The organism is Cellvibrio sp. UBA7671 (genome assembly GCA_002483145.1).
Lineage (GTDB): Bacteria > Pseudomonadota > Gammaproteobacteria > Pseudomonadales > Cellvibrionaceae > Cellvibrio > Cellvibrio fibrivorans.
In genome coordinates this window covers 117,084-133,692 of sequence record DLHJ01000019.1, presented here as the reverse complement: position 1 = coordinate 133,692, position 16,609 = coordinate 117,084, and the positions used below count along the sequence as shown (strand labels likewise).

The window sequence follows — 16,609 nt, the reverse complement described above, 5'->3', positions numbered from 1 at the left end:
CTAATGAAATTGGAAATTAATGTCACTCCGCATGAAAACTACCTTCACGTAAAGGTGAAAGGCATCGGCAATTACGAGAACGCGTTGTATTTCTGGCAGCAAGTGGTCGCGGCCTGTGAGCAATATCAATGTTACCGGGTGCTTGGTGAGCAATACCTGCTCGACTCTGTAACCACGCTCGAAGCATTTGACCACCCGGCGATGTTTAAAAAACTCGGGATTACAACCAAATATCAATTTGCCTGGGTAGATAACAACCCGCGCACCCGTGAGACCACCGAATTCGTATACAACGTACTCGCTAATCGTTCAGTCAGCTATGGCAAATTGTTTCACGACGTCGAGAGTGCAAAGCTCTGGTTACTCGCGCAAAAATAACCACCTGCCACTGCTCTCATTCCCGAAAAACTCACCTCACCACAGTCCACCCCACTGCCGCAGCCTCCTCCCACTCCAGAGGGATGCTCAGTTATGGTGCGAGGTCGCTTAAAGTCATTACCATTTTTGACAAACATCTCCTTGCTTACTAAGGTTCATAGCAGCAACCGCTACGTCGGAAGCCTTTTTTGGATCATTTTCTATAAAAATTATCGTCCAATAATTGTTGGCTCCCGGTGCCCGATCTCGCATCAAGGAGTTTCTCCATGTTCAACAATATGAAAGTCGCACTGCGCCTCGCTATGCTCGCAGGCATACTGCTGGCATTTATGATCCTCATCGGTGCCATGGGTATTAAAGGCATGAGCGATGCAAACCAGGGCATGCACACCGTTTATGTGGATCGTGTTGAACCTATGCGCGATCTGAAAGAGGTGATTGATAACTTTGCGCTCATTCTGGTCGATGTCCCACAGAAAACCGTCAAGGGCATAATGACTACGCAAGAAGCACTAAAAATTACCCAAGAGGTTTTACCCAATACGGATAAACTCTGGGAATATTATCTAACTACTTTTTTGATTGATGAAGAAAAAGCACTTATTAAAAAGGCCGCTCCGCTAATCGATAGAACGCATCAACAATTGGCCGATTTACAGAAGTGGTACAGCAGCAATAATGTAGAAGCAATCAACGGTTTTACCCAAACTGGAATTTACCCGATCTTCGACCCACTCAACGAAGTATTTACGGAACTCAATAAATTGCAGGTGACCGTAGCTAAACAAGAATACGAACGCTCCACCAAACGCTATCACGACACGCTTAGGCTCAATAGCATTATTATCGGCTCCGCTATTTTGATCGCGATATTACTCAGCTTTGTCATCACGCGCAGTTTACTGCGGCAATTGGGTGGTGAACCCAATTACACTGCCGATGTAATTTATCGCATTGCCGAAGGTGATCTCTCGGTAAAAGTGGATCTTAATCCCAAAGACCAAAGCAGTATCCTGTTTGCCATCCGCCAAATGGTTACAAAATTATCGGAAATTATTGGCGATGTACGCTCCACTGCCGATTCACTTTCTTCCGCATCAGAAGAATTAAGTGCGACAGCGCAGTCGCTTAGCCAGGCGGCAACACAGCAAGCCGCGAGCATTGAAGAGACCAGCGCCTCAATGGAAGAAATTACCGCCTCTATTGGACAAAATAGCGATAACGCCAAAGTCACCGATAGCCTTGCCAGCAAAAGCGCGCGCGAAGCAAATGATGGCGGCAGCGCAGTAAAAAACACCGTAGAAGCTATGCGTAAAATTGCGCAAAAAATCAGTGTGATTGATGATATTGCCTACCAAACTAATTTACTTGCGCTCAATGCAGCAATTGAAGCCGGGCGCGCCGGTGAACACGGGCGCGGCTTTGCAGTAGTCGCCAGTGAAGTGCGCAAACTCGCTGGTCGCAGCCAAACCGCAGCGAAAGAAATTGGGGAACTTGCAGGAGGCTCAGTAAAACTCGCGGAAAGCGCAGGGCAGCTATTGGATGAAATAGTCCCCGCCATTAAAAAGACTGCTGATTTAGTGCAAGAAATTTCTGCCGCAAGCGATGAACAAACCATGGGCGCCAACCAAATTACCATCGCGATTTCGCAAATCAGTATCGCCACCCAACAAAATTCTTCTTCCGCGGAAGAGCTTTATTCCACGGCCGAAGAACTCACCAGCCAAGCCTTGCAATTGCAGCAGATGATGGAATTTTTTAAAGTGCGTTAACCGCTAAATAAAAAAGCCCCACCCAATACTATTGGGCGGGGCTTTTTTATGGGACGGACTCTTCATGAGCAGAACGTGTCACCGGCAATTATAAAATCCACACTTCTACACGGCGATTCATGCGACGCCCCTCTTCCGATTTACTGCTCGCCAGCGGTGCCTCCTCGCCCATACCGCGCGCTACCAACGGATAAATCCCGCGCGCAATTAAATGCTGCTCAACTACTTTGGCTCGGCGCAACGACAACTCAACATTTTGCGCCTTGTCACCCTCGCTATCAGAAAAACCAAAGAGCTGCACACGTTTGGGGGAGTTGATTTCTACGTACTTCACCAGGCGATCAAGGTCAGAAATACTCTTGGTATCCAATTCGTCGCTGCCATCTTTAAAGCGAAAGTTAATCGACAAGCGCTGCGAGCGCGCCGTCAGGCTGCGCATCTCTTCAGGGTAAAAATTATTATTGAACGGCTGGCCAGTTTTAATATTTTGCGATACCAGGCCTATATCTTCCACGATACTTTGGCCGCGCTCGGTTGCACTGAACTTCACAAACTCTTCCGCATCGGTATTGATATTTTTTTGCGGCAGATAAAAATACAAACGGCGTGCGAGTGGGTAGTCTTCTGTGCTCACGGTAAAGTGCGTGGGTAAAATCGCTTTGGATGTTTTGGTGGTGGAAATTGCCAATAATTTTGCGCGGCGCACATAGGGCAAGCCGATAAAACCTATAGCGCCTTCATCTTTTGCCACTAAATCCGACAACTCAGTACTGGACTCAAAACGTTTGGCTGTGAGCGCAAGCGTTACCTTGGCGGGGTCAAGCACCATACTTTTAATTGAATCCCAGGTACCGGAGTTTTCGTCGCGCGCATAAAGAGTGATAGGCAAGTCTTTACCTCCCAGTTCAGACCAGTTAGTCACTTCGCCGGAAAATATTTTCACCAATTGTGGAATCGAGAGTTGGCTAATCGAATTTTGCGTATTGGTAATAATGGCCAGACCATCCAACCCGATAATATGCTCACTGCCAGGCTCAGTCAGGTCACCACTTTTACCCAGTAATAGCTCGCGTTCCTGCTCTTTAATACGGCGCGACGACATACCCAACTCCGCACTGCCCTGCAGTAAATCGGTAAACGCCGTACTGGAACCATGAGCATGGATTTCGATAAATTCGATGCGGCCATTAAGCTGTGCACTGACCGCTTTTTCAGTGGGTGCTTTACCTTGCTCGGTTTTAATATCCGTAGCGCCACGCGCCATCAAATAAGACTCCACCAACCGCGGTGTTAATTTTTCACCAACGGTATTGGAACCATGCACACGGAACAGCGGCTTGCTCGCACGTATCACCGGGCTACCGGGAACATAAACTTGTTGCTGAGGCTTAACAGCGGACTTCACCCGCGTTTCAGTAATCGCCTGCAACACAAACACTTCGCCCGCATCAAGCGGTAAAAATGAGCGCAATAAATATCCACTCAAGAGCAGCAATAACGAGCACGCTACTGCTGCAATAAAACTGAGTTTAATGGTGCCGCGTGTTTTCTTTTTGGGTGAAAACTCATCACCAGTGTGAGTTGCGGTTACTATTGAATCTTCCATCTGGCGCACATCCCACACCAGTTTGGTTAATTCATCATCATTTGCAGTCAGGGCTTTTTCTAACAACTCAGCGCGATATTCTTCATCCTTCAGTACCATATTCAACGGAATGTGCATTTTTAAGTGAGCTTCGCACAGCCGTTTTAAATTCCATAATTTATCGACCAAGGCCACGTTGTAATGCATATGCTTGTGGGATTTGGGGGACATAAAGGCTCTCTGGTTTTCATTGTCGAATAGTCGATAGACGAGGGAAATATCTACCGACCTCTGAAGCGGTGCACTATATGACGACTTTGTGACAAGAGGATTACATCCCACTTGCGTCTTACTGTTGAGCAATCCAATTGCTTGTTATGATGTACCCTATCGAAAAAGTTATAACAAGGCATCCGCATGAATACACCTCCCCCCCCGGTCAGCCTCTGGCAAGCGTTAAAATTCTGGCTCAAACTAGGCTTTATCAGTTTTGGTGGCCCTGCCGGACAAATCGCCATCATGCATCAGGAATTAGTGGAACAGCGCCGCTGGATTTCCGAGAAACGTTTTTTGCATGCGCTTAATTACTGCATGCTTCTGCCGGGGCCAGAGGCGCAACAACTCGCCACTTATATCGGCTGGCTAATGCATCGCACCTGGGGTGGAATCATTGCCGGTGTGCTGTTTGTTTTACCCTCGTTATTTATTTTAATTTTGCTTTCCTGGCTTTATATTGCCTATGGACATCTCACATTCATTGCCGGAATTTTCTACGGCATTAAACCGGCGGTAGCTGCCATTGTGGTGCAGGCGGCACATCGCATTGGTTCACGCAGTTTAAAAAATAATTGGTTATGGGGTATCGCATTTGCCGCCTTTATTGCCATTTTTGCCCTGCACCTACCCTTTCCATTGATTGTGCTGGCAGCAGGGATTATTGGCTGGTTAGGTGGAAAATTTGCACCGCAATTATTTAATGCCAGCGCCAAACACCAGGCGAACCAGAAAAATTACGGCGCCGCGATTATCGATGATGCAACACCCACACCCGCGCATGCAAAATTTCGCACGGCACGCTTGATATTAGTGATTGCATGCGGATTACTACTGTGGATATTGCCCATGCTATTGCTCGGCACCAGTTTCGGTTGGCAACACGGCTTTACCCAAATGGCCTGGTTTTTCACCACCGCTGCACTGCTGACGTTTGGCGGTGCCTATGCCGTTCTACCTTATGTTTACCAAGGTGCAGTGGTTAATTACCAATGGTTGACACCGGCGCAAATGATGGATGGTTTGGCGCTCGGCGAAACCACCCCCGGGCCATTAATTATGGTGGTCGCGTTTGTAGGATTTGTGGGTGCCTATACCCAGCAATTTCTCGGCGCCGAGCAATTATTTTTAGCAGGCGCGATTGCTGCAACACTGGTGACCTGGTTTACATTTTTACCTTCGTTTATTTTTATTCTCGCTGGTGGCCCGCTAGTGGAGTCCACCCAAAGCAATTTGCATTTCACTGCCCCGTTAACAGCAATTACTGCTGCAATCGTGGGTGTGATCATTAACCTCGCATTATTTTTTGCTTATCACACGCTCTGGCCTGAGGGAACGGAATCAGGTTGGCTATTGCAAATAGATTGGATCGCATTAACGATAGGCATTCTTGCCAGTGCTTTATTATTTTATTGGAAGCTGAGCATCATGAAAGTATTGGGGATTTGTGCCTTACTGGGTATTGCGGTGAAATTTGTAGTTGGATAAAAACAAGGGCGCCAATCGCGCCCAAGTTTTAAAAATTTACCGCTATGTTCCAGCTATTGTGCTGGTTTGATATCACCACAATCACTGCCCAACCACTTACCTTCCATTTTAAAATTCATGGTGCGCTTTTCCCCGTTCATCATATGCACCATGGTTCCTGTGCCAGAATAATGTTTAGGTGAGTGAAAATTCACCTCACTCTCACCCCTGGCTTGTTCTTCACCTGAACACACATAGGTAGATTTGAACCGGGTGGCGCTGATTTTTGTAATAGTAGATTTGCAGCCATCGACATCATCCGGCAACTCACCACGATCAATTTCCGCTTGAGTGATGCAACTTTTTACGTTAGTCCCCGATGGCGATACCTGCACCTGATCATTCTTGAAACTAACTCCGTCATCTTTGATTTCCATACCCGATTGCGCCATTATCGCCTCCATTTGTTTACGCTGCTCCGGCGGCATATTGGCGAATTGCTCTTTCATTTGCTCCATAGCTGCTTTCATTTGATCGGTTTGCATGGCCTGCATTTCCTTGGCGCTATCTGCATCCCAAGTCATATTGTTTTCCCACAACCCCGCTTTCATATCAACTTTGATTGGCTCAGCTTGCGATGATAAAACTGTGGTACCGATAACGGCGACAAAACCTAACAATAGCTTGTTCATAATACTGTCTCCTTGATTGAGGTAAGTTTTTGCTTATACACCCGAGTTGATGAATATAGCATTAATCGGCCTATTGACTTGCGCCCCAAACGTAATCGTGCCCCGCTTCCGTAGTAACATCAACCAAATAGGCATTTGCAAGCGATAGCTGCGGCATTGCTTTGGTGGTGTTTTTTAGCGGTTTTTTGATCTGAGCCTGTTGATAATAAGGATTGGGATTTTTTCCGTTACCCGTAATTTTTTTCACCTTGAAATTGTTTACCGCTGGAAGAAGGGAATGGGTGCGCAAACGCAAATTACCGCCGAGACGTGAATGTATTTTTAATTCCCTAATCTGACCCTCAGCCCAGCGCATATCCACTACAAAACCGCCGCGCATCACCAAACCTTTTACTTCACCTTCAGGCCAGGCCTGCGGCAATGCCGGTAACAAGTGCACTGCGCCGTCATAGCTTTGCGCCAGCATTTCAGCCATACCCGAAGTAAAACCAAAATTGCCATCGATCTGGAATGGAGGATGTGCATCAAACATATTGGGATAAGTACCGCCACTTTCATTCACACTACCGTCCAGTGTTAATGCAGGTTTAATTTGGTCGCACATTAATTTAAATGCGCGATCACCATCCAACAAACGGGCCCATAAATTGATTTTCCAATTCATCGACCAACCGGTAGATGGATCACCGCGTTGCTCCATACTCACCCGCGCTGCACTGAATAATTCCGGCGAACGAATGGGCGATATTTGATTGCTGGGATAAAGCCCATACAAATGCGAGACATGGCGATGCTGATCCTGCGGATCATCCCAGTCCTCCAGCCACTCCTGTAGTTGATGGTATTTACCAATTTGCATTGGCGGTAAACGCGCGAGCGTTTTTTCCCAAACCGGAATTTGCGCTTTATCTTCACCCAGAATTTTTGCGGCAGCGATGGTATTGCTATATAGATCAAACAAAAGTTGATTATCCATAGTCACGCCCGCCGCGATTTTTGTGCCCGTCGCCTTGGGTGCATTTTCCGGTGACATTGAAGGTGAAACAATCAGCCATTTTTTGTTGGGTGATTCAATTAAAAAATCTTCGAAAAAAGTGACGGCTGATTTCATCACCGGGTAGACATCGGCCAAGTATTTTTTATCACCCGTGTATAAATATTTTTCCCACAGGTGTTGGCTCAGCCAGGCATTGCTTGTTGGCCATGAACCCCAAGTGTGATCCACACCGCCGGTGATGCGCCAAATATCCGTATTATGGTGTGCCATCCAACCACGTGCGCCATACATGGTTTTAGCGCTCTCCTGTCCGGTTATCGCCAACTCTTTGGTCATGGTGATCAGCGGCTCATGTAACTCACTTAAGTTAGTGACCTCTGCGGGCCAGTAATTCATTTCAGCATTAATGTTGAGTGTGTATTTGCTATCCCAGGGCGGATCTTGCCGATGATTCCATAAGCCTTGAAGATTAGCTGGCTGGCCACCCGGTTGCGATGAAGAAATTAATAAGTAGCGCCCAAATTGGAAATAGAGACTGGCTAACTCCGGATCATGGCGATTGGCAAATAAACGGATGCGTTGATCCGTGGGTTCCTGCGCAAACTCGCTTTTACCCAAATTAAGGCTCACGCGATTGAAATACTGTTGATAAAAATTGCTGTGCGCTGTTTTACGGACAGCAAATTGATTATTTTCAAAATTCCGTTTTGCTTGTGCAAGATACTGACGTGAACGCTCCAAGGCATTTGCACTGATATCATTATATTTAACAAAATTGGTTGCCATGGAAATCAGTATCACCACGGAATCTGCATTGGCAACCTGAATACGATTATCGCGCTGCGTAAGCTTGCCACCACTTGCACTCACATTTAATAGCGATGCGAGCTTGACTTGCCCTTTGATGCCTTCGTGATCTTTGGATTGCACTTGCATCGCCAAGGTATTTGCATCCTCTTGCGAAAAAACAGCTTGGGAAGGATGAGATAGATGTGCACTGAAATTGAGTTGCCCTGTTTTGCTCGCACTCAACTTCACCACAACAACTTGATCGACAAAAGAGCTGAACACTTCACGTGTAAACACCACATCCTTCACTTGATAGCGTGTAGTGGCCAGAGCGTTGCCAATATCGAGTTCGCGATAATATTGTTGATACTGACTGTGACCAGGGAATTCCAGTTGTAAATTACCTGCTGTTTGATAGGGCATGCCATGGGCGCCCTGACTGGTAATGGTTTTTGCAGCCAGCGCTTCAGCAGCGGGGTAATCACCCGTTGCAATTAATCGACGAATCTCCGGCAGGGATTCTAATGCCGCCGGATTGAGATTGTTGTGCGGGCCGCCAGCCCAAAAAGTATTTTCATTTAATTGAATTGTGTCATTCGCAGGATTGCCATACACCATGGCGCCCAGCCGCCCATTTCCCAAGGGCAATGCCTCTTCCCACACCGCAGCGGGTTGGGCATACCACAGTTTATGGGATTGATTAGCGCTCACGCTAATGCTCGCGCACATTAGTAATAGAATAGTAATCAGGATTCTCATTGCACAAACACTCCGTTTTTATTTAGTTCTAATGGTGTTTTTATAGGAAAGCAAAGCGTCTGTCGAAAACAATTACTTAACTTAAAAAAATCGGCGCACCAGGCGCCGATTTCAATACTTACTTTAAGAGCTTCTGCAGATGGGGTTCCAGTGCTTTTGCCCACAGCTCATAGCCTTTCTCATTCGGATGCAAAAGATCCGGCATAATCACCTCTGGCAATACACCCTCTTTGGTTAAAAATACGGAGTTAATATCCGCAAAAAATATTTTCTTGTTATCAGCATAATCTTTAATGATCGTATTTACACCGTTATTGATCTGGCGCAACTGACCATCGGGCTTCTCATCGCGCGGAAACACAGCCAATAACAGCACTTTTGATTGAGGTAAACGCTGTTGCAATTCATTTAGCAAGTTTTTAATTCCTGCTGCCGTAGTTGCCGGATTTTCATGGCGATGACCGGTGTTGTTGGTGCCGATCATCATGACTACCAACTTGGGCGACATATTTTCCAATGCACCGTGCTGAAAACGCCAGAGCACATTCTCGGTACGATCGCCGCCAAAACCTATCGCAAAAGCATTACGTTTTGCGTAGTGTTTTTCCCACACAGCCGCACCTTCTTTTTCCCAACCCTGGGTAATGGAATCGCCAATAAACAGTAAATCGATTTTTCCACCTTTCGCTTTTATTGCTTTAGCATCAGCCAGTTTCTGTTCGTGACGCGGCAACCACCAGTCGATTGACCACCATTCATTTAACATGCCCGGCGTAACCGATACAGTTTTGTAATCCGGGCAGGTGGCGAGCGTTACGTCTTTAGGTGTTTGAATTAAGAGTTGTACATTGGCGACAGCAACTTCACCTGCACCACCCACTTCCAATGCAAAAGGCATAGTCGTCGCCGAGAAATTATCTTGCTCTTGTTTAAAGCAACTCAGCGGCACATAGATTTTTTTCCATCCTTTGCCGACCAAATCGCGCGCGGCCATAGTGAAAGGCACTACACGATCGCAGCCTTCTTTTTGGCATTCCATTTTGAAAGACACACCGCCTTTGGCGAGTTCGTCAATTTTAATATCCAACGTCAGCACGCCCGTGTCCATATGGGCGGTTAAATCTAACGGCTCGCCAGATTCCAATGTCATGCCAGCGCGCCATGTATCTTTCCAAGCAAATGCCAGCGCGTCTTCCTGCACATCTTTATCAATAGTTTGTACTTTGACATCGCCCTTCGGCAAAGCAGCAAAAGCACCGCTAAGGATTTGTTGACGCTCATAGTTTTCGATAAAAACATGCCAAGGTTCAAGCGGGCGACGTACGTAAAGGTTTATGTCTTGCGGTTCATCGCTTGCAACGCCAACAACTTGTTCCGGTAAATTTTTCGGGCCAGTTTTGACGGATTTATAGGTGAGCCCGTAACCCAATTTAAATAATGGATCGTAATTTTTATGATGCTTATTTAATACATCTTGCAATGGCAATTTTGGCCAGGAGAAAGACAAGGTGCCTTTGAAATCGAAATTGGGTTTACCGTCCGCTTTCGCAATCAATACATCTGCCACGCCTGCACCTTCTGAACCCGGCAACCAGGCGGCAACAAATGCATCTGACGCATTTAACTCTGGGTTAATCCACATAGGGCGACCAGATAGAAATACCGACACCACCGGAATACCTTGTGCTTGCAATTTTTTTAACAGCGCGAGGCTTTTCTTTTTCGCAGGTTCAAATTCAAGCGTGTCGCGATCTCCACTGCCTTCGGCATAAGGATTTTCACCAAACACAACAATGGCCGCATCCGGCTTTTGCGTGAAAGTACCATCAACTGATAAAAGTGTTTTTCCACCTGCCGCATCGACTGCGGTTTTTATGCCGCTATAAATGGAGGTAGCACCGGGAAAGCGAAAGTTTTCTTTTGCATCAGTAACACCTTGCCACCACACACTCCAACCACCAGCTTGTTTGCCGATATTATCCGCACCATCACCGGCCACCAAAATAGTTTTGGATGGATTAATCGGTAATACCTTGTTGGTATTTTTCAATAACACCAAACTTTCACGCACAGCTTGGCGTGCAATCTCGCGATGCTCTGCACTACCTACGACAGATTGATCAGCCGCAAACGCACGCTCAGAAGGTTTTTTATCCCACAGGCCTGCACGCATTTTTACGCGCAGGATTCGGCGCACTGCGTCATCCAAACGCGCTTGCGAAATTTCGCCAGACTTTACTTGCTTAAGCGTGTTTTCAATCATGGCTTTCCAATCGTAGGTCACCATAAGCAAATCGATACCGGCGTTAATCGCTTGCGGGCAGGAATCATTAGTGCAACCGGGAACCTGGCCGTGGCCATTCCAATCGCCTACGACTAAACCATCAAAACCCATGCGATTTTTTAATACATCGGTGAGCAAATATTTATTGCCATGCATTTTTTCGCCGTTCCATTCACTGAAACTGGCCATCACGGTTTGTACACCAGCATCCAGCGCGGGCACATAACCGGCGTTGTGAATCTTAACTAATTCTTTTTCTGTAACACGCGCGTTGCCTTGGTCATCGCCACCTTCTGTGCCACCGTCGGCAAGAAAATGTTTAGCGGTGGCAATCACACGGTCCTCTGCTAAAAACTCTTTGGTATTCGGCTTACCTTGCAAACCTTCAACCATCGCTGTTGCGTAATCGGCGACCAGTTTTGGATCTTCTGAATAACTTTCGTAGGTGCGCCCCCAACGATCATTTTGTGCAACAGCGAGCGTGGGTGCGAATACCCATTCAGTACCAGTTGCGCGCACTTCTTTTGCTGTTGCAGCGCCGATTTGACGAATCAAATCAGCATTGTGCATTGCACCCAAACCAATGTTGTGCGGAAAGAGTGTGGCGCCGGTTAAATTGTTGTGGCCGTGAACTGCATCGGTGCCCCAGAAAATCGGGATGGCCTGCTTGCCATCGCTGGTGTCCATAGAGGCGATATAGAGTGCGTCGAGAAACTCCACCCAGTCTTTTGGTGTTGCATTGTCGATGCGATTCGGCATGGAACCGCCACCGTTTAATACCGAACCCAAATGGTATTTTTTAATATCATCCGGCGTAACGGTCTGAATTTCTGCCTGCATGATCTGCCCGACTTTTTCTTCGAGCGTCATATTTTGCAGAATGCTTTCAATTTTTGCATTGAATTCGGCCGAATCTTTTATTGGCGATTCGGCTTTTGGCCAGAGCTTGATATTGGTTTTTTGTTCGGCGTAGGTGGAATAATTTGCGGAAAATATTGCGGAAGCAATAAGGCCAAGTACGGCTAATTTTTTGAGATTTTTCATTGGGGATGTTCTCTTTAATTTTTATGAGCTGTAAGTGTAGGTTGGTGCGGGCCGCGCAGGCTGAGTCTGCGAACCGCAACGTGACCATGCCCAACACCAAGCCAAAACCCGGTTCAATGCTCCGTTGGGCTTTTGGTCGGAGCGGCAAGATGGTCGTGTTGCGGTTCGTTCCTCACCAGCAACCTACAAGTACTTCGGAAAAATTATTTCGCGTTAACAACAACCTGCTTCTGTACACCCATCCCTTCAATACCTAATTCCACCACATCACCTTCATTCAAATAGATTGGTGGTTTTTGCCCGAGACCAACACCGGGTGGTGTACCTGTGCTAATAACATCGCCGGGTTGCAAACTCATAAATTGGGAGAGGTAGTGCACTAAAAATTGTGGGCCAAATACCATTTGATCGGTGGAACCATTCTGGAAAGTTTTGCCGTTTACTTTTAGCCATAAATTCAAATTAAGCGGATCAGCAATTTCATCTCTGGTTACCAAATAAGGGCCGATTGGGCCGAAGCTGTCGCAGCCTTTACCTTTATCCCACTGACCACCCGGGCGCTCCAATTGAAAGTTGCGTTCCGATACATCGTTAATTACGCAATAACCAGCGATATAATCCATCGCCTCATCCAGCTCAACATAGCTCGCGTGCTTACCGATGACGATGCCTAACTCCACTTCCCAATCGAGTTTGGTGGAGTTACGCGGTTTTATAATATTGTCGTTCGGACCAGTGATCGCACTGGTGGCCTTCATAAAAACCACCGGTTCCGCGGGTACAGCAACACCTGACTCGGCGGCGTGATCGGCATAATTTAAACCGATGCAAATAAATTTCCCGACATTATTAACACAGGCACCAAAGCGCACAGGCTCATTCACTAAAGGCAATGAATTGATATCCAGACTCGCAATTTTTTTTAGCGATTCTTCACTCAGGGTTTTGCCGTTAATATCGGAAACCACTGAACCCAATTCGCGCACCTTGCCATTGCTGTCCAAAATCCCTGGGCGCTCATGTCCTGCATTGCCATAACGAAGTAATTTCATAAATATGATTCCAAATTAATTGCTCCAACCACCATCAATTATATTGATAGTGCCGGTGGTAAATGCCGATGCGTCGCTCGCCAGATAAAGCGCCAGCTCTGCCATTTCACGCGCGGTGCCTAAACGCCCCATGGGTTGGCGAGCGACAAAATTTTTATAAGCTGTTTCGTAATCACCAGTTGCATGCAAGCGCTGCTCAAGCGATGGTGTTTGTACGGTGCCGGGGCAGATTGCATTGCAGCGAACGCCTTGTGTGACAAAATCGGCGGCGACAGCTTTAGTCATACCAATTACAGCCGCTTTGGTCATGCCATACGCAAAACGATTGGGGGCACCTTTAATCGAACTGGCGACGGATGACATATTGATAATAGACCCGCCCCCCCTTTCGATCATGCCCGGCAAAAAAGTGCGGATCATGCGGTACATGGAACTTACGTTTAAATCGAATGAAAAATTCCAGTCTTTTTCATCGCATTCCAAAATGGTTCCGCTGTGCACATAACCGGCGCAGTTAAATAAAATATCGATATCACCGATGTCTTTGCTGAGCGCAATAACTTCTTCGCTATTCAATACGTCCAGCTTGCGGGTTTCGCAGCCCGTCAGTTCACTCAACGCGGCAATATTGATATCCGTTGCAATAACACGCGCGCCTTCAGCGACAAATAATTCGGCGCTAGCACGACCAATACCTTGGGCGGCGGCGGTGATTAATGCGGTTTTACCTTCAAGACGTTTCATATTTTTTGTCTCACTGGATTTGTCTCACCGGCAAACAACTCGGGCCAATCGGCTCAAAGGCTTTATAGGTTAAAATAAATTCCTGATGCCCAAGCTCTTCCGACACACTGCGCTTACCCGAAGCAACATCGATAACATTTTGCAGAATCTCTTCACCCACTTCATCCAGTGTTGCTTCGCCTTCCAAAATGCGCCCGGCATTCACATCCATATCACCCGCCAGGCGACGATAGGTTTCCGGATTGGCGCAGACTTTTATCACCGGCGAAATAGCTGAACCGACAACAGAGCCACGACCGGTAGTAAATAAAATTACATGCGAACCGCAAGCAATTAATTCGATAATTTCCGCGTTGTCAGAAATATTGGGGAAACCAAAACGCGGTTCGCCGTCGGGTACTACATCCAACAAATACAAACCACCGGCGGGTGGAATATCACCGGGTTTAATCAAACCACTAATAGGCGATGAACCCGATTTTGAATAAGCACCCATGGATTTTTCTTCGAGTGTCGTCAATCCGCCATCGGCATTGCCCGGTGCAAAACTGCCGAAACCCATCACGCGATAATAGTGTTCCGCTTTGGCAACGCAGGCTTCAATTTCTTCGCCCAATTCCGGAGTAATCGCACGATCCGCCATAATGGTTTCGCAGCCAATTAATTCACCGGTCTCTTCAAAAATGCAAATCGCATCGGCGGCAACCAACGCATCAAAACAACGGCCGACTGCTGGGTTAGCACTGATACCACTAGTGCCATCCGAGCCACCACAAATTGTCCCCACAATTAATTCGTTTAAATACATAGGCACGCGCGCAACTTTTGCGGCTTCGCTTTGCAAACGTTTTACCGCAGCCAAACCTAATTCAATTGTGCTTTTGGTGCCGCCCGCCTCCTGAATAACCAATAATTCTGCAGGGCGACCACTCGCGCGAATTTCACTCAACAATTTTTCGCGATTCATACTTTCGCAGCCGAGCGATACCAACAACGCACCGCCGACGTTGGGATGAGTACAAACCGCGCGCATCATTTCATAGGCGTATTGATTGGGATAACAGCCGGGAAAGCCAATGAGATGCACATCCATATTGTCAGCGAGATTTACAATCCTGCGCGTAACGTGATGCGCACATTCAACCAAATAGGCCACCACAATCACATTGCGAATACCTTTGCGGCCATCGGCGCGCTGCCAGCCAGAAAAACTTACGGCATCATTCATGATTCACTCCTGTCTTTGTTTTGACGGCTGCGGGTGTGACTGGGAATGTAATCACTTTTCATATTGTGCATATGCACGTGTTCACCTTTTGCGACGGCATCGGTCATTGAGCCGATAGGTGCGCCGTAGCGATAAACTTTATCGCCGGCGCTTAATGCGGTGCGCGCAATTTTGTGTCCGACAGCGATGTCAATTTGACTGGTAATAACTTCCCCATCAATTGATAACGCATCGCCGCTGTGGATCTGCTTCACGCACACCAAAATATTGTCTTCCGGATGGAGCAATATCACCGGTGCGAGTGCAGGTTTTTGCTGTGCAACTGGATCAGCAGTTTGCGTCATACCTAATCCTGAAAAAATAAAATAGCAGTTAACGAAATTAAGCTGGTATGGGTGCGGCCGGATGCAATAACTCACACTCGCGCAACCGTTGCCAGAGCTCTTCGGGAATTGGTGTATTCATCCAGACAAGTGATTGCTGCACTTGCGCTTCACTCGCCAGACCAGCCAATACCGAACAAATTTGTGGATGCGCAGCCGGAAATTGCAGTGCAGCAGCGGCAAGTGGTACAGCAAATTCTTCACACACAGATTCAATTTGTGCGACGCGATCAATAATGGTTTGCGGCGCCGCTTCGTAGTTGTAATGCAGCGGAATTTTACCGCTGGCGATATCGGCACCTTTCACTCCGGTTGCCAAAATTCCGGAATTAAACGGGCCACCGAGAATGACAGACGCGCCGCGCCTTGCACACAAAGGCAGGAACGTTTCGCAGGCGCCTTGCTCTAGCAAGGTGTAGCGACCAGCCAATAAGAAGCCATCAAAATCGCCGTGTTTTAACGCCGCCTCGCAGATTTGCCATTCGTTGGTACCCAAGCCAATCGCGGCCACCTGCCCTGCCGCCTTCAATTCGCTCATGGCGCGGTAACCACCCTCCATAAATTCGCGAAAACGCGCTGGGTGGTCAGCGCCGTGAGTCAGCGGCCCTAGATCATGGGCGAGCAATACATCAACGTGGGTGCGCTGCAAGCGTTTGAGGCTGGCATCAAACGAGCGCATCACGCCGTCGTAGCTGTAATCAAATTGCGGCTCCAGTGGCGGAGCATCGGCAAAACCATGGCGCATCGAAGCTTTGGATGTACTGGGCACTAACAGCCGCCCTACTTTAGTTGAGACGATTACAGGCTCAGTCACCGCTGTCTTGGCGAGTGCGGCGCCCAAGCGGGTCTCGCTCAGGCCAAAACCGTAATGGGGTGCCGTGTCGAAATAGCGGATGCCGGAATCAAGTGCCGATTGCACTGCGCTGTTCGCTTGGGCATCGGTTAAGGGGTGATATAGGTTGCCGATGGGGGCAGCGCCAAAACCCAATAAGGACATAGGGAGATTGCTGCGGCCAAAAGCACGCGTCGGAAGAAGATTGAACCTGCCCACACAACCTCTTTTTATAATTAGATTTTTACGATCGTTTTTTGCTTGGCTTTTTATGTTTGAAACATCAATCGCCAATAAAAAACATTCTAGCCGAACGCAACTGAAAAGCAC

At 47.5% G+C, this 16,609-nt stretch carries 12 protein-coding genes; 3 read left to right on the top strand and 9 right to left on the bottom strand.

The window, feature by feature from the left end:
* The first annotated feature begins 3 nt into the window (after positions 1–3).
* Together B4E62_RS19620 and B4E62_RS19615 are read left to right on the top strand one after the other, a co-directional pair.
* On the top strand, positions 4–378 hold the full coding sequence (locus B4E62_RS19620; protein WP_310075170.1) for a hypothetical protein: 375 nt from the start codon (positions 4–6) through the stop codon (positions 376–378).
* Positions 379–644: 266 nt separating this feature from the next.
* Positions 645–2,150 (top strand): methyl-accepting chemotaxis protein, encoded by a 1,506-nt coding sequence (locus B4E62_RS19615; protein ID WP_331353251.1) that lies wholly within the window; start codon positions 645–647, stop codon positions 2,148–2,150.
* Positions 2,151–2,238: 88 nt separating this feature from the next.
* Here the strand turns inward: B4E62_RS19615 and B4E62_RS19610 are convergent, their stop codons facing one another.
* Positions 2,239–3,966, bottom strand: a complete 1,728-nt coding sequence (locus tag B4E62_RS19610) for a phosphate ABC transporter substrate-binding/OmpA family protein (RefSeq protein ID WP_331353250.1) — start codon at positions 3,964–3,966, stop codon at positions 2,239–2,241.
* A 186-nt stretch (positions 3,967–4,152) separates the two neighbouring features.
* On the opposite strand from B4E62_RS19610, the gene chrA reads away from it, so the two are divergent.
* On the top strand, positions 4,153–5,496 hold the full coding sequence (gene chrA, locus B4E62_RS19605; protein WP_310075179.1) for a chromate efflux transporter: 1,344 nt from the start codon (positions 4,153–4,155) through the stop codon (positions 5,494–5,496).
* 53 nt (positions 5,497–5,549) lie between these two features.
* On the opposite strand, the gene B4E62_RS19600 is transcribed toward chrA, so the two are convergent.
* From B4E62_RS19600 to B4E62_RS19565, 8 genes are all read right to left on the bottom strand, one after another.
* On the bottom strand, positions 5,550–6,167 hold the full coding sequence (locus B4E62_RS19600) for a DUF3617 domain-containing protein (RefSeq protein WP_331353249.1): 618 nt from the start codon (positions 6,165–6,167) through the stop codon (positions 5,550–5,552).
* A gap of 70 nt (positions 6,168–6,237) precedes the next feature.
* Positions 6,238–8,712, bottom strand: a complete 2,475-nt coding sequence (locus tag B4E62_RS19595; protein ID WP_331353248.1) for a glycoside hydrolase family 95 protein — start codon at positions 8,710–8,712, stop codon at positions 6,238–6,240.
* A 118-nt stretch (positions 8,713–8,830) separates the two neighbouring features.
* On the bottom strand, positions 8,831–12,040 hold the full coding sequence (locus tag B4E62_RS19590; RefSeq protein WP_331353247.1) for a glycoside hydrolase family 3 N-terminal domain-containing protein: 3,210 nt from the start codon (positions 12,038–12,040) through the stop codon (positions 8,831–8,833).
* Between the two features lie 203 nt (positions 12,041–12,243).
* A complete protein-coding gene (locus tag B4E62_RS19585) occupies positions 12,244–13,092 on the bottom strand; it encodes a fumarylacetoacetate hydrolase family protein (RefSeq protein ID WP_331353246.1) in 849 nt (282 codons plus the stop codon).
* Between the two features lie 15 nt (positions 13,093–13,107).
* Positions 13,108–13,836 (bottom strand): SDR family oxidoreductase, encoded by a 729-nt coding sequence (locus tag B4E62_RS19580; protein ID WP_331353245.1) that lies wholly within the window; start codon positions 13,834–13,836, stop codon positions 13,108–13,110.
* 10 nt (positions 13,837–13,846) lie between these two features.
* Positions 13,847–15,064, bottom strand: coding sequence for a UxaA family hydrolase (locus B4E62_RS19575; RefSeq protein WP_331353244.1), 1,218 nt, complete (start codon positions 15,062–15,064; stop codon positions 13,847–13,849).
* Entirely contained in the window at positions 15,061–15,408 is a 348-nt protein-coding gene (locus tag B4E62_RS19570) for a UxaA family hydrolase (RefSeq protein ID WP_310075197.1), read from the bottom strand. The genes B4E62_RS19575 and B4E62_RS19570 overlap by 4 nt, the downstream gene beginning before the upstream one ends.
* 37 nt (positions 15,409–15,445) lie before the next feature.
* Entirely contained in the window at positions 15,446–16,444 is a 999-nt protein-coding gene (locus B4E62_RS19565) for an aldo/keto reductase (protein WP_331353243.1), read from the bottom strand.
* Positions 16,445–16,609 lie beyond the last annotated feature (165 nt).

Bases quoted from the DNA above. Each gene is read 5' to 3' on its own strand.
- B4E62_RS19580 (WP_331353245.1), bottom strand. From the start codon at position 13,836: ATGAAACGTCTTGAAGGTAAAACCGCATTAATCACCGCCGCCGCCCAA.
- B4E62_RS19570 (WP_310075197.1), bottom strand. From the start codon at position 15,408: ATGACGCAAACTGCTGATCCAGTTGCACAGCAAAAACCTGCACTCGCA.
- B4E62_RS19600 (WP_331353249.1), bottom strand. From the start codon at position 6,167: ATGAACAAGCTATTGTTAGGTTTTGTCGCCGTTATCGGTACCACAGTT.
- B4E62_RS19585 (WP_331353246.1), bottom strand. From the start codon at position 13,092: ATGAAATTACTTCGTTATGGCAATGCAGGACATGAGCGCCCAGGGATT.
- B4E62_RS19595 (WP_331353248.1), bottom strand. From the start codon at position 8,712: ATGAGAATCCTGATTACTATTCTATTACTAATGTGCGCGAGCATTAGC.
- B4E62_RS19615 (WP_331353251.1), top strand. From the start codon at position 645: ATGTTCAACAATATGAAAGTCGCACTGCGCCTCGCTATGCTCGCAGGC.
- B4E62_RS19575 (WP_331353244.1), bottom strand. From the start codon at position 15,064: ATGAATGATGCCGTAAGTTTTTCTGGCTGGCAGCGCGCCGATGGCCGC.
- B4E62_RS19610 (WP_331353250.1), bottom strand. From the start codon at position 3,966: ATGTCCCCCAAATCCCACAAGCATATGCATTACAACGTGGCCTTGGTC.
- B4E62_RS19565 (WP_331353243.1), bottom strand. From the start codon at position 16,444: ATGTCCTTATTGGGTTTTGGCGCTGCCCCCATCGGCAACCTATATCAC.
- B4E62_RS19590 (WP_331353247.1), bottom strand. From the start codon at position 12,040: ATGAAAAATCTCAAAAAATTAGCCGTACTTGGCCTTATTGCTTCCGCA.
- B4E62_RS19620 (WP_310075170.1), top strand. From the start codon at position 4: ATGAAATTGGAAATTAATGTCACTCCGCATGAAAACTACCTTCACGTA.
- chrA (WP_310075179.1), top strand. From the start codon at position 4,153: ATGAATACACCTCCCCCCCCGGTCAGCCTCTGGCAAGCGTTAAAATTC.